At 59.3% G+C, this 22937-nt stretch carries 26 protein-coding genes; 18 read left to right on the forward strand and 8 right to left on the reverse strand.

Translation table 11 applies throughout. The annotated features are described in order from the left end of the window. Window positions 1–4 precede the first annotated feature (4 nt). From EL217_RS04910 to EL217_RS04965, 12 genes are all read left to right on the forward strand, one after another. Complete coding sequence (locus tag EL217_RS04910) at window positions 5–379, forward strand: F0F1 ATP synthase subunit epsilon (protein ID WP_005280202.1); 375 nt, start codon at window positions 5–7, stop codon at window positions 377–379. Window positions 380–562: 183 nt separating this feature from the next. Continuing rightward, window positions 563–1042: a DUF2550 domain-containing protein gene (locus tag EL217_RS04915; RefSeq protein ID WP_005280203.1), complete on the forward strand. Its 480-nt coding sequence runs from the start codon at window positions 563–565 to the stop codon at window positions 1040–1042. 21 nt (window positions 1043–1063) lie between these two features. Continuing rightward, complete coding sequence (gene nucS, locus EL217_RS04920) at window positions 1064–1756, forward strand: endonuclease NucS (RefSeq protein WP_005280206.1); 693 nt, start codon at window positions 1064–1066, stop codon at window positions 1754–1756. Continuing rightward, on the forward strand, window positions 1756–2040 hold the full coding sequence (locus EL217_RS11335; RefSeq protein ID WP_081445490.1) for a hypothetical protein: 285 nt from the start codon (window positions 1756–1758) through the stop codon (window positions 2038–2040). Before nucS ends, EL217_RS11335 begins: the two co-directional genes overlap by 1 nt. A gap of 10 nt (window positions 2041–2050) precedes the next feature. Next, window positions 2051–2359 (forward strand): thiamine-binding protein, encoded by a 309-nt coding sequence (locus tag EL217_RS04930; RefSeq protein WP_034653892.1) that lies wholly within the window; start codon window positions 2051–2053, stop codon window positions 2357–2359. Then, window positions 2359–3276 (forward strand): tetratricopeptide repeat protein, encoded by a 918-nt coding sequence (locus tag EL217_RS04935; protein WP_126318826.1) that lies wholly within the window; start codon window positions 2359–2361, stop codon window positions 3274–3276. Before EL217_RS04930 ends, EL217_RS04935 begins: the two co-directional genes overlap by 1 nt. Window positions 3277–3326: 50 nt before the next feature. After that, window positions 3327–4145, forward strand: coding sequence for an ABC transporter ATP-binding protein (locus EL217_RS04940; RefSeq protein ID WP_005282434.1), 819 nt, complete (start codon window positions 3327–3329; stop codon window positions 4143–4145). Next, window positions 4145–4972, forward strand: a complete 828-nt coding sequence (locus EL217_RS04945; protein ID WP_005280210.1) for an NUDIX hydrolase — start codon at window positions 4145–4147, stop codon at window positions 4970–4972. The genes EL217_RS04940 and EL217_RS04945 overlap by 1 nt, the downstream gene beginning before the upstream one ends. Next, a complete protein-coding gene (locus tag EL217_RS04950) occupies window positions 4969–6102 on the forward strand; it encodes a THUMP-like domain-containing protein (protein ID WP_126318828.1) in 1134 nt (377 codons plus the stop codon). Before EL217_RS04945 ends, EL217_RS04950 begins: the two co-directional genes overlap by 4 nt. A 26-nt stretch (window positions 6103–6128) precedes the next feature. Continuing rightward, complete coding sequence (locus EL217_RS04955) at window positions 6129–6911, forward strand: electron transfer flavoprotein subunit beta/FixA family protein (RefSeq protein ID WP_126318830.1); 783 nt, start codon at window positions 6129–6131, stop codon at window positions 6909–6911. Between the two features lie 8 nt (window positions 6912–6919). Further along, window positions 6920–7861 carry an electron transfer flavoprotein subunit alpha/FixB family protein gene (locus tag EL217_RS04960; protein WP_126318832.1) on the forward strand — a complete coding sequence of 314 codons (942 nt, stop codon included), beginning with the start codon at window positions 6920–6922 and terminating at the stop codon, window positions 7859–7861. Next, window positions 7861–8976, forward strand: coding sequence for a cysteine desulfurase family protein (locus EL217_RS04965; RefSeq protein WP_126318834.1), 1116 nt, complete (start codon window positions 7861–7863; stop codon window positions 8974–8976). Before EL217_RS04960 ends, EL217_RS04965 begins: the two co-directional genes overlap by 1 nt. Here the strand turns inward: EL217_RS04965 and EL217_RS04970 are convergent. Beyond that, window positions 8973–10151 carry an HNH endonuclease signature motif containing protein gene (locus EL217_RS04970; RefSeq protein ID WP_126318836.1) on the reverse strand — a complete coding sequence of 393 codons (1179 nt, stop codon included), beginning with the start codon at window positions 10149–10151 and terminating at the stop codon, window positions 8973–8975. The genes EL217_RS04965 and EL217_RS04970 overlap by 4 nt on opposite strands. Before the next feature lie 204 nt (window positions 10152–10355). Here EL217_RS04970 and EL217_RS04975 point away from each other — a divergent pair, with 204 nt between their 5' ends. Continuing rightward, on the forward strand, window positions 10356–11519 hold the full coding sequence (locus tag EL217_RS04975) for a glycoside hydrolase family 25 protein (protein WP_034653894.1): 1164 nt from the start codon (window positions 10356–10358) through the stop codon (window positions 11517–11519). Here EL217_RS04975 and EL217_RS04980 read toward each other — a convergent pair. Continuing rightward, window positions 11500–12336 (reverse strand): spermidine synthase, encoded by an 837-nt coding sequence (locus EL217_RS04980; protein ID WP_126318840.1) that lies wholly within the window; start codon window positions 12334–12336, stop codon window positions 11500–11502. The two genes, EL217_RS04975 and EL217_RS04980, sit on opposite strands and share 20 nt — an antisense overlap. A gap of 96 nt (window positions 12337–12432) precedes the next feature. On the opposite strand from EL217_RS04980, the gene mnmA reads away from it, so the two are divergent. Then, window positions 12433–13518 carry a tRNA 2-thiouridine(34) synthase MnmA gene (gene mnmA, locus EL217_RS04985; protein WP_023031058.1) on the forward strand — a complete coding sequence of 362 codons (1086 nt, stop codon included), beginning with the start codon at window positions 12433–12435 and terminating at the stop codon, window positions 13516–13518. Beyond that, complete coding sequence (locus EL217_RS04990) at window positions 13519–14439, forward strand: methionine synthase (RefSeq protein ID WP_126318842.1); 921 nt, start codon at window positions 13519–13521, stop codon at window positions 14437–14439. Here EL217_RS04990 and EL217_RS04995 read toward each other — a convergent pair. The 5 genes from EL217_RS04995 to EL217_RS05015 form a co-directional block, all read right to left on the reverse strand. After that, window positions 14436–15566, reverse strand: coding sequence for an ATP-binding protein (locus tag EL217_RS04995; RefSeq protein ID WP_331855697.1), 1131 nt, complete (start codon window positions 15564–15566; stop codon window positions 14436–14438). The two genes, EL217_RS04990 and EL217_RS04995, sit on opposite strands and share 4 nt — an antisense overlap. Window positions 15567–15670: 104 nt before the next feature. Next, entirely contained in the window at window positions 15671–15931 is a 261-nt protein-coding gene (locus EL217_RS05000; protein ID WP_126318846.1) for a hypothetical protein, read from the reverse strand. 9 nt (window positions 15932–15940) lie between these two features. Further along, window positions 15941–16930: a serine hydrolase domain-containing protein gene (locus tag EL217_RS05005; RefSeq protein WP_126318848.1), complete on the reverse strand. Its 990-nt coding sequence runs from the start codon at window positions 16928–16930 to the stop codon at window positions 15941–15943. Further along, window positions 16930–17427: an ArsR/SmtB family transcription factor gene (locus tag EL217_RS05010; protein WP_005280226.1), complete on the reverse strand. Its 498-nt coding sequence runs from the start codon at window positions 17425–17427 to the stop codon at window positions 16930–16932. Before EL217_RS05010 ends, EL217_RS05005 begins: the two co-directional genes overlap by 1 nt. A gap of 40 nt (window positions 17428–17467) precedes the next feature. Next, a complete protein-coding gene (locus EL217_RS05015; RefSeq protein ID WP_005280227.1) occupies window positions 17468–18139 on the reverse strand; it encodes a 3'-5' exonuclease in 672 nt (223 codons plus the stop codon). Window positions 18140–18184: 45 nt separating this feature from the next. Here EL217_RS05015 and ligA point away from each other — a divergent pair, with 45 nt between their 5' ends. Next, window positions 18185–20254, forward strand: a complete 2070-nt coding sequence (gene ligA, locus EL217_RS05020; RefSeq protein WP_126318850.1) for an NAD-dependent DNA ligase LigA — start codon at window positions 18185–18187, stop codon at window positions 20252–20254. A gap of 17 nt (window positions 20255–20271) precedes the next feature. Here ligA and EL217_RS05025 read toward each other — a convergent pair whose 3' ends face one another. Beyond that, window positions 20272–20934, reverse strand: coding sequence for a hypothetical protein (locus EL217_RS05025; RefSeq protein WP_005282473.1), 663 nt, complete (start codon window positions 20932–20934; stop codon window positions 20272–20274). A gap of 199 nt (window positions 20935–21133) precedes the next feature. Here EL217_RS05025 and gatC point away from each other — a divergent pair, with 199 nt between their 5' ends. Further along, window positions 21134–21430 carry an Asp-tRNA(Asn)/Glu-tRNA(Gln) amidotransferase subunit GatC gene (gene gatC / locus EL217_RS05030; RefSeq protein WP_005280231.1) on the forward strand — a complete coding sequence of 99 codons (297 nt, stop codon included), beginning with the start codon at window positions 21134–21136 and terminating at the stop codon, window positions 21428–21430. After that, window positions 21431–22918 carry an Asp-tRNA(Asn)/Glu-tRNA(Gln) amidotransferase subunit GatA gene (gatA, locus tag EL217_RS05035; RefSeq protein WP_005282476.1) on the forward strand — a complete coding sequence of 496 codons (1488 nt, stop codon included), beginning with the start codon at window positions 21431–21433 and terminating at the stop codon, window positions 22916–22918. Window positions 22919–22937: the final 19 nt, after the last annotated feature.

Raw genomic sequence — 22937 nt, forward strand, 5'->3', positions numbered from 1 at the left:
GCACATGGCTGACATCACCGCCGAATTGGTTTCCGTCGAGCGCTCATTGTGGTCTGGTCAGGCCTCCATAGTGACGGCTGAGACCACCGAGGGTGAGATCGGCGTGCTTCCCGGTCACGAGCCTGTGATCGGTCAGTTGATCGACAATGGCGTAGTGACCATCCACCCAGTTGATGGCGCGCGGCGCGTTGCCGCCGTCCAGGGTGGCTTCCTCTCCGTTACCCAGGACAAGATTACCGTCCTCGCTGATTGGGCCATCTGGTCCGATGAGGTGGATGAGGCCCAGGCGGAAGAGGACTCCTCTTCGGCTCATGAGCTCACCAAGTCCCGCGGTGAGGCTGCATTGCGTGCACTTCGCCGCGCAGCAAAGGCTGAATAAACCTTGGATTGGTAGGAGAGGGCAGCAATAGCCGCCCTTCCTGCTCTCAGAAAAGCGCACTGGAATGTATCCGGTGCGCTTTTTCACGTTTTCTTTGCCTTTTCTTATTGGCGCGGAGGCGGAATCAGGCGCTACAATCCAAATAATTGTTCTTTCACTAACCAAGGATGGCGTGTGGAGCCCATGAATTCAACGGTTATCTCGGTGGTCCTGTGGGCCTTAGCGTTGGTGGTATTGCTAGTAGTTCTGCTGGCGGCCCTGCGATTTTTTACTCTGCGCTCGCGCGGAACCGCGGTGTTGTTGCGCTCAATGCCGGCGAAGGATAGCTTTTCTTGGCGCCATGGCGTGCTGCGCTATACCGGAGAAGTTGTTGAATATTTCAAACTGCGCTCTGTATTTCCGCGCTATAACCTGTGGTTTAATCGCCTCGACATCACCATTTTGAACTCTCGTTCTTTGGATGATGACGAGGCTTCTTTCATGTCTGATGCCACCGAGGTAGTGCACTTTAGTACCGGGGATGCGGAATACGAGCTGGCTTCCGATGCCCGCGGGATCATGGCCTTCGAAGCCTGGGTCGAGGCTGCGCCGTCCAAGCGGCAACAGCGCTTTGATTACAAGCAATTGCGGGAGCGAGCCACCCGGCAGTCCAAGCGCCAATAGCAACAGGCTAGGGTAGTAGCCATGCGCTTAGTAATCGCCCGTTGTTCAGTTGATTACGTGGGACGGCTCGACGCCCACCTGCCCTTGGCGGACCGCCTGCTCATCGTCAAAGCAGACGGCTCGGTATCGGTGCATGCCGATGACCGCGCGTATAAGCCCCTCAATTGGATGACGCCGCCGTGTACGGTGAGTGAATCCGTCATCGAGGACGTGGATGGCAATGACACCGGCGAGGTCTTGTGGCTAGTGGAAAACCCGAAGGGTGAGCAATTGCGCATCACTATCGCGGAAATCCACGAGGATATCTCCTACGAGATGGGCGAAGACCCCGGCCTGGTAAAGGACGGCGTGGAGGCGCACCTACAGGAGCTTTTGGCCGAAAAGATCGACACGCTGGGTTCTAATTTCACCCTCGTGCGCCGCGAGTACCCCACGGCCATTGGCCCGGTAGACATCATGGCTAAAGATGCTGATAACCGGAATGTTGCCGTGGAGGTCAAGCGCCGCGGCGGGATCGACGGAGTAGAGCAATTGACCCGCTACCTCGAGCTATTGAACCGCGATGAACTAATCGCTCCGGTATCTGGCATTTTTGCTGCGCAAGAGATTAAGCCACAGGCCCGAACGCTTGCCGAAGACCGCGGCATCCGCTGCGTGGTCTTGGATTACCAAGAGCTGCGCGGGCTCGAGTCGAAAGAATTGCGGTTGTTTTAATGCCACGGCGAAATAGGCGGAAACCACAGGAATTCCGGCCGCTGCCCAAGGACGGCTCTACCTTCCTTGGTTCGCAGACGGTCGAGGGCCCCAGCTGGACGCACGGGGAGCCGTATATCATGCGGCACATCGGTTCAGCGCGGGCGCAAAAATTCTATATTTGCCCGGGGTGTAACCAAAATATTCCGCCTGGGGTTGCCCACATCGTCGCCTGGCCGCGCGATACCGGCAGGCAGGGCGATGACCGCCGTCATTGGCACCGGCATTGCTGGGAGCGAAGGTAGACTTACGGGCATGATTGTTGCATTTTCAGTAGCACCCGCAGTGGTGGATAATGACTCCGGCGAGATGGCCGATGCCGTGGCGGAGGCGGTCCGCGTGGTGCGGGAATCCGGCCTGCCTAATGAAACCAACGCCATGTTTACCCTTGTAGAAGGCGAGTGGGACGAGGTTTTCGGCACGATTAAGAAGGCCACCGAAGCGGTACGTGCGGTATCGCCGCGCACCTCGTTGGTTATTAAGGCCGATATCCGCGAAGGCGTGACGAATCAGTTGACAGATAAAGTAGACGCCGTGAATCGTCGTTTAGCTAAGGAGGATTAATGACTTCTGCGAATAATGCTTATGTAGGCGGCGCCCTCGATCTCAGCCAGGTCAAGGCCCGTGCGGAAGCCCGCCAGCAGGCACAAGAGCAGCCGCAGTCTAACGGAGTCCAGCCATTTTTTACCGTCACCGAGGCGAATTTCGAGACCGAGGTGGTGCGCCGCTCCACTGAGGTGCCGGTCGTCGTCCTCATTGGCACCTCGCGCTCTACCCAATCCGACCAGCTGAAGCAGGACCTGCAGGAATTAGCCGCGGCGGGAAACTTAAGCTTCCTCGTAGGCTACGTGGATGCGGACGCCACTCCACAGGTCGCGCAGGCCTTCGGCGTGAAGAACCTGCCGACCGTGGTGGCCATTGGCGCAGGCCAACCGCTGACCAATTTCGAGGGAGCGCAGCCGAAGGAGGCCCTCAAGCAGTGGCTGGATAGCTTGGTAGAAAACGTCGGACCGCAGCTCAAGGGGCTTGAGTCCGCACCGTCCGCAGCAGAGGAGGAAGAAGAGGATGACCCTCGCCTGCAGGAGGCAGAATCCTTCCTGAACTCCGGCGATTTCGATGGCGCGATCAAGGTCTACGAATCCATCTTGGAAGCGGAACCGGATAATACGCAGATTAAGCAGGCGCGGGACACAACGAAGCTTCTCAAGCGGCTGGACCCGGCCAATCAAACCGAGGACCCGATTGCTGCTGCGGATGGGGATAAGGGGGACATCGGCAAGCAAATGCGTGCCGCCGATGCCGAAGTGGTGGCAGGTGCCCCTGAAAAGGCCTTTGACCGCCTCATCGAGGCCATGAAAGTCACCGCCGGCGATGAGAAGGCGCAGCTCAGGGAACGCCTGCTCGAGCTCTTCGGCCTCTTTGCCGGCAATGATCCGCGCGTTCTTGAAGCGCGCACGAAGCTGGCAAGCGCGCTGTATTAAAGTCGGCGGAGCTGTGTCAATTACTGCGGGCGGTGAATAGATCAGTCACAATGGAAGGCGTGAACGACGTAACCCCAACTGATCAAGACTGGCTCATCGACTTCCGTGGCGTGGAGCTTCGCCGCGGTGGCAAGAACTTGGTAGGGCCCGTGGACTGGCAGGTCGAGCTCGATGAACGCTGGGTCATCATCGGGCCGAACGGTGCCGGAAAGACCTCCCTGGTGCGCATGGCGGCCGCGGAGGAATTTCCTTCCAAGGGCACGGCCTTTTTGATGGGCGAGCAAATTGGCAAGACCGATATGCGTGATCTGCGCGCGCTGATTGGTCTTTCCTCCGCCGCCGTGCAATCGCGCATTCCCGCGGATGAGCGGGTCTATGACCTCGTCATTTCTGCCGGTTACGCGGTCTTGGGCCGGTGGCGCGAAGAATACCAAGACATGGACTTTTCCCGCGCCGATGACATCTTGGCCCAGGTTGGCGCTAGCCACTTAAAGGACCGTACGTGGACGACGCTTTCGGAAGGCGAGAAGAAGCGCGTCATCCTCGCCCGCGCTTTGATGTCCAATCCGGAGTTGCTCATCCTGGATGAGCCTTCTGCTGGCATGGACCTCGGCGGGCGCGAAGACCTCGTGGGATACTTGGGCGATCTCGCGATGGATCCGGATGCCCCGGCCATCGTCATGATTACCCACCACGTGGAAGAAATCCCGTACGGCTTTACCCACGCGATGCTTCTGGATGACGGAGAAGTAGTAGCGAAGGGGCTCATTAACTCCGTGCTGACCTCGGAGAACTTGTCTCAGGCCTTCCACCAGCCCATCCAAGTAGATCGCATTGGGCAGCGGTACTTTGCCCGCCGGATATCTTAATGAACAACCAGATTCATGACCGGCTCGATGCGATCGACGCCAGCGATACCACCGGGTTCAATGGTGGGCGCATGGCGGCGACCGTGCTCTTGCTTCGCGATGGCCCCGACGGGCTCGAGGTCTGGGTCCAAGAACGCGTGAGCACCATGCGTAACTACCCGGGCCATGCCGTATTCCCCGGCGGTGGGGTAGACCCGCGCGATTTCCCACCGCGTTCGTGGGATTCCGGTGATTTGTGGGCCGGAAAGTCCGTTGTGGCTATGGCTCGGCGGATGGGAGTCACCAAGTACAAGGCCCACGCCCTCGTCTTCGCCGCGGCCCGCGAGCTCTTCGAGGAATCCGGTACCTTGTTTGCGATCCGGGATGACGGCACGATTTCTAATGCGCGCCGGTATCACCGCGAGCGCAGGCTCCTAGAAAGCCACACCATCTCCTTCACCGAGTTCCTTAGCAATAACGGGATGCGCGTCGATGCCGATATGCTCCTTCCCTGGGCTCGGTGGGTGGGGCAAAGCAAAAACCATTGGTTTGATACTTTTTTCTTCGTTGGCCTGCTTCCGAGCGGGCAGGAGCCGGACGGGGACACTCACGAAGCAGATGATGCCGGGTGGTTTTCGCCGCAGCTCATCCTAGAGGGCTGGCGGGCAGGCCTCGTCCGCCTCGTAGTTCCTACATGGGCGCAAATGCAACGGTTATGCAAGTACTCCACCGTCCAGGAGGTGCTTGATGATGCCTCCTCGTCCGACCTTCGCCCCGTCATCGGCGATCCCCGCGATGACCCGCAGTACGCGGAATATTTCGCCACCACCCCTACAGAGCGCATATGAGTTTTAACCTCGATGAAGTCCGTTTCTTAAGTGAACATAACGCCGAACTGGCTAGCTTGGACTTGGATCTGAGCAAGGCTTCGCAGTTGAAGGATTTGGAAAAGCTGAAAGCAGCCTACGGCGACTATGCGCGCTGCGCCATGGAGCTACTTACTGCCCGGCGGGGCGGAAAACTGCCCGAGACCTGGCTTATGGATGCCGATTCCGCCCAGCAAGCCACCCCGCTGTCGGTTGCGTGCTATCGGTCCGAGTTCCTGCGGCAGCGGGGAATGCGCACCGTGCACGATGTCACGTGCTCCATCGGTACCGAAGGCTATGGAACGAGCCTTGACTACTTCGGCTCCGATATCGATGCTTCGCGCCTTGCCATGGCCCGGCATAATTTGGCTTCTAACGCCTTGTTTCAAGCAGATGCACTCACCACAACCACCACAGCGGACGTCATTATCGCCGATCCCGCCCGCAGAAAGGCGGGGCGTCGCATCTCCCGTCCGGAGGATTTGCTGCCACCGCTACCGGACCTGATCGCCGCGCACCGGGACGCACACCTGGCCATTAAGTGCGCACCCGGCCTTGATTTTAGTGACTGGGACGGATTGGTCACCGTCAGCAGCGTCAATGGGGCAGTTAAGGAATCGTGCCTCTACACACCAGGCCTCGGAACGGGCAGGCACGCGGTGATGATTCAGGGCGAGACAGTTGACGTCCTCACGGATGAAGAGCAGAACCTGCCTGAGGCTGGCGACATCGGCACCTTCCTCATTGATCCAGATGGGGCAGTGGTGCGCGCTGGACTCGTGCAGCACTACGCGGCGCGCGAGGGCTTGTGGCAGATTGATCCGCGAATTGCGTACCTGACGGGCGAGCGCATTCCACAGGGAACGTCGGGATTTCCATTCATAGAAAAGGTCCCCCTAAAGCGCCTAAAATCTGTACTAAAGGCCTATGATGCAGGCAGCCTAGAAATCCTTGTGCGCGGCGTCGATGTTGACCCTGACCAGCTAAGGAAACAGATGAAGTTGAAGGGAACGCGGCCTTTCGCGGTTATCATTACGCGAATTGGCTCACAGGGTATCGCGTTGCTCTGCCAACCCCGAGTATTATCGTCCGAAGAGAATTACGCAATATAAATCTATCGGAAAGGTGAGTGCCCTCAATGCCAACGATTGTGGCTCTGGTCAAGCATGTACCGGATACGTGGTCCACCAAATCTCTGGAGGATGACCACACCCTGGATCGCACCTCCGTGGACAACATCATTGATGAGATTAATGAATACTCCGTGGAACAGGCGCTGCGCCTGCGCGATGAAAATCCGGATGAAAACTACCGTGTTGTCGCTGTAACGATGGGCCCCGCACAAGCAGATGAGGCCCTCCGCAAGGCGCTTGCGATGGGTGCAGATGACGCGGTCCTCGTATCTGACGACGCACTGGCCGGCGCCGATGCACTGTCTACCGCGTGGACCCTGAACGCAGCGATTAACACGCTAGAGGATGTCCAACTGATCACCTTGGGCAATGAGGCTTCCGATGCCTCGACCGGAACGCTGGCTGGATTGCTCGCTGAATACCGCCAACTGCCCGCCTTGACCGAGCTGCACCAGGTAGAACTTTCGGGCAGCGCGGTAAAAGGCAGCCGCGAAGACGCCCGCGGAACCTGGGAGCTCGAGGCCGCCCTTCCTGCGATTGTGTCCGTCACCGATAAGGCGAATAAGCCGCGTTTCCCCAACTTCAAGGGACTTATGGCTGCAAAGAAGGCAGAGATCACCACTTTGAACGTGGCGGACCTAGGCATCGAAGCCATTGCGCCCACCACGACCGTTACCGAATCTTCCAAGCGCCCGCCGCGCACGGCCGGCGAGGTTATCTCTGAGCCGCAGCCGCAGGATGCTGCGAAGAAGATTGCTGACTTCCTTGCCGCAAAGAACTTGATTTAGGAGTAGAAATGTCTCACGTTTACGTACTTGTTGAACACGATGCAGACAGCATTCTCCCCGTTACCGGTGAGCTCATTACCGCCGCACGCGAATTGGGGACGGTGTCTGCGGTGGTCGTCGGAAAGCAGGCAGATTCCTTCGATGCCGAGCTAGCCGCCCTCGGCGCCGCCCAGGTGGTGCAGGCAACGGCGGAGGATTATGACCAGCGCCTGGTGACCCCCGAGGTTGATGCTTTGCACGCCCTGGGCGCAGCCAATCCGGCGCCCATCGTTCTGGCCGCCAGCCCGACGAATAACGAGATTGCGGGCCGCTTGTCCGCCCGCCTTGCTTCCGGTGCGCTCGTCAATGTGGATTCCATTGAGGCGGATGGGTCTGCAACGATGACCATTTTCGGCGGCACCTACGAGACCACTTCGCAGGCCACTGGCAGCTGCCCGATTTATACCCTGCAGCCGGGTTCCGTTGCGGCGGAGCCCCAGCAGGTGGAAACTCAGGCGGCCCCAATGCCACTGCCTGCGGCAACCGAGAAGGATGTCAAGGTTAATTCCTTTACTCCGGCCGAGAAGTCCGCCCGTCCCGAGCTCACCGCAGCCAAGGTTGTGGTTTCTGGCGGCCGCGGCGTCGGCGATAAGTTCGGCGAGATCGTAGAGCCGCTTGCCGATGCCCTCGGTGGCGCCGTCGGTGCCACCCGCGACGCCGTCGATGAAGGCTTCTACGACGCTACCCACCAGGTGGGCCAGACAGGCGTGACCGTGTCGCCAGATCTCTACATTGGTTTGGGCATTTCCGGTGCCATTCAGCACACCTCGGGCATGCAGACCTCCGGCACCATCGTGGTGATTAACCAGGACCAAGATGAACCGTTCTTCCAAATCGCCGATCTCGGCGTCGTCGGAGACCTGCACGAAATCGCCCCAGCTTTGACCGAGGAATTGAAGGCGCGCCAGTAATGCCGCACTATTTCGACTACGCAGCAACCCAGCCGATGCGCCAATCCGCCATCGACGCATGGGTTGCCGCCTCCGGATCGCTCAACTCCAGCGCGCAGTACGCCTCTGGCCGTAGGGCCCGCTCCGTGCTTGACGATGCCCGCGAGAAAGTCGCCTCCCTCCTTGGGTGCGAACCCATCGAGGTCATTTTTACCTCTTCTGGGACCGAGGCGGATAATATCGCTATCCAGGGGCTTTTTGCGGCGGGAAATACCAACCGCATCATCTCGACGGATATTGAGCACCCAGCGGTGCGCGATACCGTGAGCAAGCTTGCCCAGGGTGGCGCCACCGTGGATCTGCTCCCTGTGGACCGCAACGGGCATATCAGCGATGGGGGCGCCTTCGCGGAACCTGCCGACCTTGCCACCTGCATGTGGGCCAATAACGAAACCGGTGCGATTCAGCCCATCGAGGATCTTGCCTCCCTCGCGCAACAATCCGGTATTCCCATGCACGTGGATGCGGTGCAGGTAGCGGGCAAGCTGCCCATCAATTTTGCGGAATTGGGCATCACAACGCTTGCCGCCAGCGCCCACAAATTTGGTGGCCCGCGCGGTATTGGCGTGCTTTTGGCCAAGCGCACCCCTGCGCCGCAGCCGATTTCCTACGGAGGCGGGCAAGAACGCGGACTTCGCCCTGGCACGGTAGACGTAGCTAGCGCCTCCGCGCTCGCCGCTGCGTTGGAGGAGTCGATCGCAGAAAGCGCTGCCGAGGGCGAGCGCATCGCTGCACTTCGGAATAAGCTGCGGGATGGGATCCTCTCATCCATCGACAACGTTGTAGTGAATTCCACCGAGCCATGCTTGCCGTCGCACCTACACGTTTCTTTCCCCGGCACCGATGGCGATAGCCTCATCATGTTGCTGGACTCGCTGCAGATTGAGGCATCGACTGGCAGTGCCTGCAGCGCAGGCGTCAACCGCATGTCCCATGTGCTTTCTGCAATGGGTGTCAGCGAGGAAGAAGGAATTGGGTCCCTCCGGTTCACTCTGGGACGCCTTACTTCCGAAGACGATGTGGATTACGTGCTCGCGCATTTACCAGAGGTCGTCGCCCGAGCCCGCACGGTTTAAGTATCAGCCCTTTCTTTGGCAGCATTCCGCCGGGCGGCGATTGCCTGGGCAACGGTCAGTGCCCAGTTCCTATTCTTCGTCGCTAGCGGACCCTGCGGTTCATCGTATTCCCACCGTCCGTCTTGGAAGAGCCAGATGATATCCCCGCTGTGCGGATCCATGATGTAAAAGGCGCTTTTATCCGTCTTTACGTTGTGGTGGTGCTGGCACAGCGAGGCTAAATTTCCAGCCGTCGTCTTTCCTCCCTCTGAGAAATCGATCCGGTGGTCCTTCTGGCACCTGTAGGCCGGGCGGTTACACCCTGGCCAGCGGCACACACCATCGCGACCCTCCACATAGGCACCGATGAGCGGCGGCGTGGAGTAGGCCGGACTTACCCTTGTTGCCGCTTGGTCCATATCCCGTGTCGTAGTCGGGGCTAGCCGGTCTGCGGTATCTGGGTGAACCCATCCATAGCCCTGGATGAAACCGGGCGCCGCTTTTATATCGCTGGCGCGATACATATAAAGGTGCACCTGAGATTTATCTTCGACGGTTCCGAGGATCAGCTGGGCCAGGGCATCGGCCTTGCTAATTCCGTGCTCTTCCGCCGTGCGCTGAACAACCTCGTCAATGAGGATGAGCGCGTCTTCGTCGAATTCTACGTTTAACCCTGCTCGTCCACCCGCGGTCGGGTAGATGAAATAGGATTCATTTTGAGATTCCTCTTCCTCGGCGTCCTTGTCTCCCGTAGTGTCCGGGGATTCCATCGTGATGAGCCCATTGAGCTTTCGACGCAGGGCAGCGTTCGATGGAAAACTTTGGCCCGGCTTTGTGGGAGTGAGGTACTTTTCTAATTCTGCGTCTATGCGCTGAAGGATGCCGCTGTCTACTTCGCCAAGCTTACTTAAGACGGCGTCGATGGTGATAAGCCGAGAGAAATCGAGGAAGTAGTAGGTCTCCTGCAGGAGTTGGGTGCGCGGCAACTCTTCTAAGCGGTACAGGGCCATGGTGATATCCCTCGTACGTCGCTCGCTCAAGCCGGTGCGCCCCGCCAAGGTATGGCACGAGATATTGAAATCGTCTTCTAGGCTAGGTTTAATTTCCTTCCAGAGCAGGTAGTCGGACTTTCTATTGCAGGTGGCACTAACCGCGATGTCATCGTGTGGGTCAGTGATGAGGTAGTAGGGTTCCACGGCGATTATCCCCCGAATTTCGCACTAAGTTTCTAATGTTCATAGGTTTACCATAAGTCATCCGTTTGACTGCCGCAAGCCGAAAAGCGAATATATGTTCTAGATGGTACATTTCCAACGAAATTGTCTACGCGAGTGAAAAATTTGTCTCCGTGATGTGTGTTGCAAATGTGGTTTGTGTGAATGGTTGTTAAACTCTCGCGCATGACAACTATGAGGGCACTCCGCAAGAGCATCATCGCGGTTATCGCTGCAGTTGCAGTCACGGTAAGCGGGACCGCTGCCGCACAGGCAGCATTGGGAACCAGCGCACCAAAAGGTATTGATATTGCTGCCCACCAGCACCCAGGTGGCATGCCTATTGACTGGAATAAGGTGAAGTCTGATGGCCAGTCCTTTGCCTTTGTGAAGGCAACTGAGGGTGGGGACTGGATTAACCCGCACTACGTCAAAGATATTCAAGCCGCCAATCTGCATGGCCTGAAGACCGGCGCATACCACTATGCGCGTCCAGCTGGCGATGCGAAGACGCAGGCCGCAAACTTTGCCACGCAGATTGCATTGGCGCCGAATCAGACGTTGCCGCCGGTGCTCGATATCGAGGTTTCCGAGGGCAAGTCCGCCTCCCAGTTGGAGAGCTGGATCGAGGAATTTACCAGAGAGCTCAAGCGCCTGACCAACCGCACGCCAATGATTTATACCTATAAGTACTTCTGGATCGGTGAGATGAATAACTCCCAGAAGTTCTCCAATATGCCACTGTGGTTGGCGGCATACCAGGATGAAGCGCCGGATCCAGTGGGTGGGTGGAAGAACCTGTCCTTCTGGCAGCGCTCCGGATCGGGCAAGGTTGCCGGTATTCCAACCGATGTGGATTTGAACCTCTTCAATGGCACGAAGCAGCAGCTTGATTCCTTTAGCGGCGGCAATTACGTCGATATCGGCGGCGCGCTCGATAGTCTCGTGCTTGATGATGGCGTCGATCTGAGCGCCGATAGCACTCCGCTGATTGGTGCAATCTTTGCCCTTGCGGCTGGCCTTATTGCAATGCCCCAGCTTGCCGATGCCGCCAAGGACGCCGGCCTCGATGCCCAAGCTGCTGAGGGCTTGGCAGCTTTTGTGAAGACCTTGGAAGACGAGGACGCTCTGCCTCTCAAGCAGCTTGGCAAGATGGCAGTCGGTGACTTCACCGTCGGTGACTTGGCGATGTTGCTAGAAAACGCTGGCCATGTCAATGGCGTCGACAAGGGCGAAGTCTCTGGAGCTCAGGTAGAAGAAGCCAAGGATGCGGCGAAGAAGGCCGGTGCCGATGTCCCCGACTTCGACGCTAATCAGGTGGCCGAGCTGCTCAATCGTGTGCTGAAGTAGCTCCCGCAAAGAATTTTCGGGTCCAGCTTTCATCCTTAAAGTGAGCTGGGACGGCCCCACCTAAGAGTGCCTTTGCCAGTTGAGCGGCTTGTACCGAGCCCTCAGCTGGCAGTTTCGTGTCTGAGGCCAGCAAGATGATGTTTCCATACCGGCGCCCTTTGAGCATGGGCGGGTCAGCGATTACGGCGAGGTGATCGAAGACCCCAGAAAGCCCGGCCAGCTCTTCCTTAGCCAAGTGGAGATCCGAGTGATCGCCGCAGTTCGCCACGTAGAGGCCGCCGGCAGACAGGGATGACTTAGTCGCGTGGAAAAACTCCACAGTGGTTAGGTCTTTCGGGGTTTTATCCCCAGCGAAGACATCGCGGATAATGATATCGCGGCTGGCGGGTAGAAAACTTTCGGTTTCCTTTCGGGCATCGCCGGGGCGGATCTTGACGGTGGGGGAGCGGGGGACATCGAAAAGATCGCGGACTAATTCGCCCAGTTTGGCATCGAGCTCGACTACCGTATGGCGGCTGTCCGGCCACAGGTCGGCAAAATAGCGCGGGAGTGAGCAACCTGCCCCGCCGAGGTGGGTAACGCGCAGTTTATTGGGCGAGACCGTATTTAGCTGTTCTACCGCCGCTGCGATCCAGCGCATGTACTCAAAGTCGAGTTCCTGCGGCTCGCCCAGCACGATATGGCTGCTAGGAACGCCATTGACGTTAAGGATATAGGCCCCGTCGCGGAATTCATCCGGCACAACCTCGGCGGTGCCGGTGGAGATCTCGTAGGTGCCGGTGATGCCTGACCTGTTCGCGGCTCGCTTTCTACCCATGGGGTTCAAGCTTAGGGAATGGAATCGATTTAAGCTGCGTTGGGGCAAGGGAGTACACTTTCGGGCCTGTAGTCGAGGTATTTAAAGGGGAATGCAATGCGAGTATTGGTAGCAATGTCTGGCGGCGTGGACTCATCTGTCGCCGCCGCCCGTGCGGTGGAGGCTGGCCACGATGTCGTCGGCGTGCACCTGGCGCTGCATAAGGACGCGCAGCAAACGCGCGAAAAAGCCCGCGGCTGCTGTTCGCTGGAGGACTCCGCCGATGCCCGCCGCATTTGCGATAAGTTGGGCATTCCGTTTTACGTCTGGGACTTTTCGGAGGAATTCAAGGAAGAGGTCATCACGGACTTCGTGGATTCCTATGCCCGCGGTGAAACCCCGAATCCTTGCCTGCGCTGCAATGAGAAGATTAAATTCCGCGCATTGCTGCAAAAGGGTATGGCCCTGGGCTTTGATGCCGTTGCGACCGGCCACTACGCCACGCTTGATGATGACGGTTATATGCGCCGCTCCAAGGATGAGAATAAGGACCAGTCTTATGTGCTCGGCGTCATTTCTGCTGAGGAGCTGGACCACTGCTTTTTCCCCATCGGTGATACCCCTAAGCCGCAGATCCGCGAAGAGGCTGCGGCGTACGGTTTTTCCACAGCGAAGAAGCCGGATTCCTATGACATCTGCTTCATTCCAGACGGCAATACCCAGCAGTTCCTTGGAGCGCGCATCGGGCTTCGCCCCGGCATGATCGTGGATCAAGAGGGCACGGAGCTTAAGGAACATGATGGCGCGTGGAACTACACCATCGGCCAGCGCAAGGGCTTGGACATCAAGGCCCCGGCCGCTGATGGCCGCCCGCGCTACGTCACCGATATTGACGCTGCAACGGGCACGGTGACCGTCGGCGCGCGCGAGGACCTGGCGGTCACCGCCATTCGCGCCGATCGCCTGAAGTACCTGCACCCTGGCATGGATGGCGACTTCGAGTGCGAGGTGCAGGTCCGCGCGCACGGTTCCGTCGTGCCGTGCATCGCCCACGTGGACCGCGCCGCGGATTCGATGCGCCTAGAGCTCAAGGAGCCACTGTCTGGCGTTGCCCGTGGACAGGCGGCGGTGCTGTACCTGCCGTCCCCAGATGACCTCGGCGATATCGTCATTGGTTCCGGCACCATTTGCGAGACCGTGTAAATGACCGGATTCGCACTCGGGCCCATGCCCGGCACGTCCATGGCGGAGGCAGCGGACATCATCATGGGCGAGACCGAGCTTCCCGCCATCCCGCAGCTGCCGGAACGCGGGCTGGGCTCAGATTCGGTGGGGCGCACCGCCAGCATGCTCGAGGCCATCACCATCGACCGCGGCCCTCGTTCGTGGCGCATGACGGCTCGCCCCCAGCTGCTTACCCGCCGCGCGTGGGATCGCCTCGAGCGCGATCTTGACGAGGTGCAGCAGGTATGGGGAGAAAGCGTGCCCCGCGTTAAAGTCCAGGCGCTAGGGCCGTGGTCGCTGGCAGCCAGCATTGAGCTTGCCGATGGCCACCGTGTTCTTAGTGACCGCGGTGCCTTCGCCGAGCTTTCTGAAGCCCTTCTTCATGGGCTGCGCGCGCATGCAGACGATGTGGCACGCCGCTTCCACGGCGAGGTTGTGGTGCAGCTTGATGAACCTTTGCTTGTGGATATCGTGGCTGGCCGCATTCCAGGAACCACCGACTTTGATTCTATCCCCGCCGTGGCTGATGAGGTAGCGCTAGAAACTCTGCTCGGCTTTGACGCGGACTACCTGCATGCCCCGCCGCTGTGGTCCATTGCTGTTGCCGCAACGACCTTCCTCGTCGATTTCCATAGCCCTCGTTATCGCCTCGATACCCCTGAGCATTTCGATGGCTTGGGAGAGCACTTGAGCGAAGGCCATCGCATTGGTGTGGGGATTTCCGGATCGGATGCCCGTGCCGAGGCCATCGCGCTGGCTAGGCACCTCGACCGCATCGGCATGCCACGCGAACTTTTGGTTGATCGCTTTGATGTGTATCCCGTGCAGGCCTCTGCCCGAACCCTGCGTTCGGTGACGGAGACCTCGTCCATCCTTGTCCGGGACGCCGGTGACCTTTAATCCACTCGACCCAAGCTGTCGGTGGCTGTGAAATAGGCCTCCATATAGGGAATGACGAATCTAAGCTGGCCGTGGCCGGTGGGTTCGATGAGATCGGCATCGATAAGCCGCTGGCGCGTGGCCGATAGGGACCGCACCGTGCGGTCGTGGTGTGCGGCGATAGCTTGAATTTCTGCAGTGTCGCTGTCCATGACAGCACTCATGGCTTCAAGGAAGCGGCGCTGTGCGGGTGGGAGCGTGAGGGTTGCGGGCTGGTGCACTTGTGTGCCTAGGACGGATATCGCCTCGGCCGAGATGGCTAGGACAGTGTTTTCTTCTATGCGGGTGGCGCCAGAGCGCTGTGCGTGGGCCCACGCTAGTGATCCGACGAGCTGAACCAGGTAGGGATAGCCTCGAGATAGCTCCACGGCGGCGGAGACTGCATCTGCACTGAAGTCGAGGCCCGAGTGTGCGGCGGTTTCCTTAAATGCAACGGTAGCGTTGGCGGGTGACAGCGGGCCCAGCACAAACTTTTGCGCGCGGCGCAGAAAGGTTACTCCGGGCAGCTCCAGCAGCCGGTTAATGCCCTGTGGCAGGCCGGCTACGACGATGGCAACATCGAGTTCATCGCGCACTAAGTCTTGGTAAGTAACGGCCAAGGAGGCCAATTCTTGGGCATCGGCATCTTGGACTTCATCGATGGTAAGGAGCACACCTGCACCCTTGAGCTGGGCTAGTAATTCGCGTAGCCGGGTATTTAAGGTGGGCTTATAGGCTTCATCCGTGTTGTGTTCGATTCCTATGGAACCAAGGCCGCCGATTCCGATGCGGTTGACTTTGTGCTTATCTGCCGGCGCAAGCGTGTCCATGATGCGGGGGATGGTGGTCTCGACGAGTTCTTCCACCATGGCGCTGCGGCCGGAGGCGCGCAGCGTAATCCATCCGCGGGCGGCGGCGATGTCCTCCAACTCGTTGAGGAGGACCGTCTTGCCAATACCACGGGCGCCGCTAATGACGAGTGAGCGACCGGGGTGTCCAGGTTGGGCATCGAGCGCTGCGCGAAACGTATCGAGGACCGCGGTGCGGCCGACCCAAAACAGCGGTGGGACGCCAAATGTGGGGCGGAAGGGGTTCTCGTGAAAGGACATGGTCTCCATCGTAGTCCATCCGGAGATTTGGGAGACTTTTTAACAACCGGAGATTTGGGAGACTTTTCACTCTTGTGTGGGCGCCTCGTTTGTTGCCTGCAAGGTTAGGTGCGTCCCGCAGCAGGGCTGGTGGCACCCCACGTCATGGCTCCCACATGGAGGGCGAAGGAGCCAACCAGTGTATACCACCAGTAAAAATGCACGGAGGTGTACCAGGGCAAGGCGTGGCCTAAGAAGATAATGACGACGGCGGTCAGTACCGCCGAAAAGACGCGAAATGCCGTCGAGCCGGGTTTCTTTAAAGCCTTCCATGCGGCCCAGAGCTCGGAGGCGATGAAAACGGCGAGGATAATGGACGTAGGCATAGTGTTTCCTTAAAGCTCAGCGAAGAGTGTGTGGCCAAGTTCTTCGGTACCGGCGAGCGAATCGTTGTTTGCAAATGCGGCTCGCTTTGTCTTTGGGTCGATGATGAGCATGGTGGAATAGCCGTAGGTTCCGCCGTTATGCCAGAAGCCGGTGCCGTCATCGTTCTTCTGCCATCCGTATGCGGGATCGCCGTGGGCCATAAACCACTCCGCGAACTTAGCCATATCGCTCGCGGTCGAGCGGATCGCCCCTGCAGGCGCAGAACCGTCCATCTCCCAAGGCTGGGCCCGCCGCCCAGTGGCGGTGCGGCCGCGCGGGGCATCGGCAGGCACGGCACCGGGGGTCATAAGGTAGGTCTCCGTTAATCCGGCTGGCTCGAATATTCGGTGTTTTAGTAACCCCTCATAAGGCGTGTCTGCCGCTGTTTCTATTACGTGCCCGAGCAGGGCGTATCCGAGGTTGGAATAGGATTCCTCCCCGCGGTTGCTGAGCTCTGCTGCGGCGGCAGCATCGACGATATCTTGAGTGCTTTCGCCTGCATATGGGTTCGTACCGGCCACTGCGGACCATAGGGAAGCGAAGAAATCCCCGTCTGCTGAGCGAGGTAGGCCAGAGGTGTGATCAAGTAGTTCTTTAATCGTTACATCCGCTATGGGCGCGTTGTCTACGTCTAGAAACTCGCCCACGGTGCTATCGAGTCGCAGTGTGCCTTCTTCTACAAGCTGGTGGGTGAGTTCGCCGGTGAACATTTTGGTGACAGAACCAATTTCTACTTCTGTGTGCTCGTTGCTGCCTATACCCGCAAAGGTGGCGTTACCGTCGCGGAGTGTGAAAGCCGTGAGGTGATGAAACCCCGGCTCCGCGTGTTCTCGCAGTGTGGAGGCAAGGGCTGCATCTCCTGTATCTGTTAGGGCGAGTGTGAGGTGCCGAGGGCCAGCCAGTAGGAGGACGGAAGCGATAGAAATGGCGGTGCCGATGCTGAGGGCGAGTCTGCGCATTAGTGGTCCTCGCTAGCGGTAATAATGGCGAGCAAAGGAATAACGCGGGCGGGACGAATTGAGTACTCGCCACTTGTCTTTGTAGTCCAACCTGCACTAGTTAGAGCGCTGAGGTGGTGATAGGCCGTGCCGGTGGAAGAGATAATATCCTCGTCCACGAGCTCCGCGGCGGTAGCAGGTGCCGCGAGAAGGCGTCGAAGAATCTCGCCACGTACGGGATGGGCAAGTGCGGCGAGGCGTTCGAGATTTTCTGACCACTCCTCGTCAGTTATTGCAGTAGTGGGACGCTGCCACTGATAGGCGTAGGTACGCTTGCCGAGCGCAATGTTGCCGCCGAAAATTACCGATCCATCGGGTAGTTGAGTGGAGGGAGCAAGGGCATCGACAAGCCAGTAGGTCGACTCCTCCGAGGGAGGCTGCGGTGGGGCGCTCGATTGGCCTTCGAGTTTGGCGACGCGTGCCTCGAGATCGCTAAGGCGAGATTCAACGATATTCATATTTCTAGAATTCCAAAACTCTAGAAATATGGCAAGGGGATTAGGAAATGAGCGGCCACGCCGTCGAGACATCGGAGGCATCGCGGCCCTTGCCTTCTAGGTACTTCTTGAAGGCGACGCGGTCCTCGTACCACTTGACCGCTTGGAATTCCATGAGCTCGTTTTCGTCCATCTGTGCGAGGTTGGGGTAGTGCTGGCGCACCTGCTTCCAGGCCACGCGGGCGGCAGCGAGGGCATCGGCAGTGGCCTCGTGCGCATTGCCCAATTCCACACCGTAGTGCTCGCACACCGCGCCGAGGGTGCGTTTTCCCTTGCGCCACTTATCGCTCACGCGGTCAATGACATACGGGTCAAAGACCGGGCCGGTGACCGTGAAATCGCCGGTGAGGCTGCGCAGGACGGTAAGATCAAAAGCCGCGTTATACACGATGAGCGTCAGGCCGTCGTCCCACGCTTCCTTGATGGCATCAACCGTGTTCTTGAGGACCTCCTCGTGCGGGTGGCCTTCTGCCTGGGCCTTTTCCGTTGTAATCCCATGCACGTCGGTGGCGGCTTGGGGGATCTCGATGCCAGGATCCGCAAGGTGCTCTACCTTCTGAACATCGCGGCCGTCGATGCGGACGAGGGCCGAAGTCACGATGCGAGCGTCTTTGGGATTAGCGGAGGTGGTTTCAAGGTCGAAGGCGAGCATGCGGGAGGCGTCGAAGTTCATGGTCCATACCTTAGTAGCTCGCCAGGACATGGGGGACCGCTAGACTTGGATACCGTGACTAATCCAGCTGATGTGCAACGTGAATGGAACGACCTGGCACAGGAAGTACGCCGCCACCGCAACCTGTATTACAACGGTGAACCGGCAATTCCCGATGCCGACTTTGATGCGCTTTTCCAGCGCCTGGTGGACTTAGAAAAGCAGCACCCGGAGCTGGCGGTTCCGGATTCGCCTACCCAGCAGGTAGGTGCAACGCCGAACGCTGGCGAGGATATCGAGCACCTCGAGCGCATGATGAGCCTCGATAACGTCTTTAGCGCCGGTGAGATGCAGGACTGGCTGGATAGGACGCCCGCCAAAACCTACCTGACGGAGCTGAAGATCGATGGCCTCTCCATCGACTTGGTCTACCGCAACGGGCGCTTAGATACCGCTGCTACCCGTGGCGATGGCACCGTGGGCGAGGAAATTACCGCCAATGCGCGGGTTATTTCTGATATCCCGCACGAACTTACAGGCACCGATGAGTACCCAGTCCCGGAACTCATTGAAATCCGCGGCGAGGTCTATATGCGCCCCGAGGACTTCGAAGAAATCAATGAGGAGCGCGCGGCAGACGGCAAGGCGCGGTTTGCCAATCCCCGCAACGCTGCGGCCGGCGGACTGCGCATGAAGGATCCCGCCGAGGTGAAAAAACGCCGCCTGCGTATGGTGTGTCACGGCCTAGGCGCGCGCGAGGGATTTTCCCCCTCCTCCCAGCACGATGCCTATAAGGCCATCGCCGCATGGGGCTTGCCCGTCTCGCCCTATACCACGCAGGTTCACTCCGCCGCGGAAGTGCAAAAGGAAGTATCTTACTGGGCCAAACACCGCCACGATGCGATTTTTGAAATGGATGGGCTCGTGGTCAAGGTGGACGACTTGGGCTCACAGCGCCAGCTCGGGGCGACCTCCCGCGCACCGCGCTGGGCCATTGCCTATAAGTACCCGCCGGAAGAGGTAACAACAAAGCTGAAGAACATCGAGGTCGGCGTGGGGCGTACGGGGCGCGTTACCCCCTTTGCCATCATGGAACCGGTCTTTGTCTCCGGCTCCACGGTATCCATGGCCACCCTGCACAACCAGTCCGAGGTCAAGCGCAAGGGCGTGCTTATCGGGGATACCATTATTATCCGCAAGGCCGGGGAAATCATTCCTGAGGTACTAGGCCCCGTGCGCGAACAGCGCGATGGCAGCGAATACGAATGGAGCTTTCCCACGCAATGCCCAGCCTGCGGCACGACGCTCGCCCCACAAAAGGATGGCGATGCTGACTGGCGATGCCCCAATACCCAATCCTGCCCAGCCCAACTTTCCGCACGCCTGGAATACCTCGCCTCCCGCAAGGGCCTCGATATCGAGGCACTGGGGGAGAAGGGAGCCATGAACCTCATTGAGAACGGCATCCTCACCGATGAATCCGAGCTCTTTGAGCTAACGGAAGAAAAGCTGCTTGCTTCCGATGTCTATACGGCCAAGCGCGATACGAAGGATAAGCGCAGCAAAAAAGAGGGCAACGTCAAGGTCAATACCGCGGGCAAGAACCTGCTGCAGAACTTAGAAGAGGTCAAAGACCGCGACTTCTGGCGCGTGCTGGTCTCGCTATCCATTCGCCACGTCGGCCCCATTGCCGCCCGCGCCTTGGCAGCGCGTTACGGCTCCATGGAAAAGCTGCGTGCCGCTAAGACCGAGGATCTTGCAGAGGTAGACGGCGTGGGTGCGGTCATCGCGGAATCCTTCCACGCCTGGTTCGAGGTGGACTGGCACCGCACCATCGTTGAGAAATGGGCGGAGGCTGGCCTAGCCATGGAGGTAGCCGCCGAGGACAGGAAAGAACAGACCCTAGAGGGCCTGACCATCGTTGTCACCGGCAGCCTCGAAGACTTCACGCGCGATTCCGCCAAGGAAGCCATCATAAGCCGCGGCGGAAAGGCAACCGGGTCCGTATCGAAGAAAACCTCCTACCTCGTCGCCGGGGCGAATGCCGGCTCAAAGGAGGATAAGGCCCGCGACCTTGGCGTGCCTATCTTGAACGAAGAGCAGTTCCACACGCTCTTGGATACCGGGGAGGTATAGGCGCGCCGGGCCGGGGCTTATTTGAGGAAGGCGCCCAAAATCGTGCCGATGTGGCCGAGGTGCTCGACCTCGGAGGCCAGGTACTCAGGCCCGCCGGTGCGGCCCATGGCGATGACCATCCCGGTATCTCCCAGGGGAGCGGCAGCCAGGGCGGAATCGAGCAACGCCCAGCTTTCTGGCACCCATTCGTCCTTATCGGGGTGCAAGGTGCGCGCGCTGTCGATGTTGAGATCGACCGGAATCGTATCGTCATCGGCAGGGGCCGCGTTTGAGGAGGCCACGCGGTGAATGGGCTCATTATTGTCAATGACGATGGCCCACGTGGAGGTCGCCGCCTTCGGGATGGCCGCGACGACTTCCTCCATCGCTGCCGTGACATTGGAGGCATTGGCGGCAACGCGCGCTAATAACTCGATCTGCCCGCGCCGGTCCACGCGGCCGCTGAAGGGCCGAATGGAATCTACTTCCACGCCATGAACAGAGGCGGCGGCGGTAATCAGGGCATCGGCCATAGCGTCTGCGGGAAGCTCAATGACAATGTCATCCATGACGGTGCCATCCGGGAAGGATTCTACGATATCAACGGATTGGATATTGCCCTCAACCAGCCCGAAGGCCTCCGAAAGCTGGCCCAAACTACCAGGGGTATCGGGAAGCAGGACACGGATTAGGTAAGACATTAAGTCGCACGCTTTCAGTAGCTTGTAGTCCCATTTACGATACCTGGGTCACAGTGCGGCGTTCAAGGGGCAATAATTCGGGGTGACTCGGCAACCGCGCGGGTTGGTGCAGTATCATGGAGCCTTAGCAATTTACATAGTACGCGCGGGAAAATAATTTTCACCTGCGCGCCGATTATGGAAAAAGGATGGAGTTCGCGTGTCTGAGATTTCGCGTGATGAGGTAGCCCACCTTGCCAAGCTTTCCCGCCTGGCATTAAGCGATGAAGAGCTAGCCCAATTCGCAAGCCAGATTGATGAAATTGTTGATTCCGTTTCCGCAGTAAGGAACGTGGACACTGAAGGCGTGGAACCGATGAGCCACCCGCACTCCGTGGATGCACCGATGCGCGAAGACGTCATCGTGCGCACCCTTACCGCCGAGCAGGCCTTGGACCAAGCGCCGGCCGTGGAAGATGAGCGATTCGTCGTGCCGCAGATTTTGGGAGGAGAGTAAATGACCAACGTTGTTGTACCTGCGGAGGGACTGACCTCTTTGACCGCCGCCGAGCTGGCGGACAAGATTCACGCGCGCGAGGTGACCTCCCGCGAGGTTACCCAGGCCTTTTTGGATCGCATCGCAGAAACCAACCCGGAACTCAACTCCTTCCTGCACGTGGGGCAGGAGGAAGCATTGGCGGCTGCCGATGCCGTGGATAAGGCCCTCGACGCCGGCGAAAAGCCCGCATCGGCATTGGCCGGTGTGCCGCTGGCCCTAAAAGACCTGCTGGTTACTACCGATGCCCCCACCACCGCCGCATCCAAGATGCTCGAAGGCTACATGTCTCCGTATGACGCGACGGTGACCAAGCGTCTGCGCGAGGCCGGCATCCCCATCCTTGGCAAGACGAACCTGGACGAGTTCGCGATGGGGTCCTCAAATGAGAACTCCGCCTTTGGCCCGGTTCACAACCCGTATGACACCGAGCGCACCCCGGGCGGTTCCGGCGGCGGTACCGCAGCGGCGCTGGCTTCGGGGCAGGCTCCACTGGGCATTGGTACCGATACCGGCGGTTCCATCCGCCAGCCGGCGGCGCTGACCAATACCGTGGGCGTAAAACCCACCTACGGCACGGTGTCTCGCTACGGTCTGATCGCGGCCGCGTCCTCGCTGGACCAGGCGGGTCCCTGTGGCCGTACCGTCCTGGATACCGCGCTCTTGCACGAGGTTATTGCCGGTCACGATGCCTTCGACGCCACATCTGTGGACAAGCCGGCTGCCCCCGTGGTGGAGGCTGCTCGCGAAGGCGCGAATGGCGACCTGAGCGGCGTCAAGGTAGGCCTTATCAAGCAATTCGAGCGCGATGGCTGGCAGGACGGCGTGATGGAAAACTACCACGCCGCCGTGGAACAGCTGCGCGAGCAGGGCGCGGAAATCGTCGAGGTGGACTGCCCGCACTTCGATGAGGCATTGGCCGCCTACTACCTGATCATGCCGTGTGAGGTCTCGTCCAACCTGGCCCGCTTCGATGGCATGCGCTATGGCCTGCGTGCTGGCGATGACGGATCCCACTCCGCGGAGCAGGTCATGTCCCAGTCGCGCGCAGAGGGCTTCGGACCCGAGGTCAAGCGCCGCATCATGCTGGGCACGTATGCGCTGTCCGTGGGCTACTACGATGCCTACTACCTGCAGGCGCAGCGCGTGCGCACCCTCGTGGCCCAGGACTTTGCCCGCGCCTTCGAGCAGGTTGACGTGCTGGTATCGCCGACGACCCCAACCACCGCGTTCAAACTGGGGGAGAAGGCCGAAGACCCCATGGCGATGTACAACTTCGACCTGTGCACCTTGCCGCTCAACCTCGCCGGCCTGTGCGGCATGTCCGTGCCTTCCGGCATGGCAGCCGATACCAACCTGCCTACCGGTTTGCAGATCATGGCACCGGCTTTCCAGGATGATCGCCTGTACAAGGTGGGTGCGGCCTACGAAGCGAAGCGCCAAAACTAGCCGCGCTATTTAAAATAGT

This window comes from Corynebacterium segmentosum, assembly GCF_900637825.1.
Lineage (GTDB): Bacteria > Actinomycetota > Actinomycetes > Mycobacteriales > Mycobacteriaceae > Corynebacterium > Corynebacterium accolens.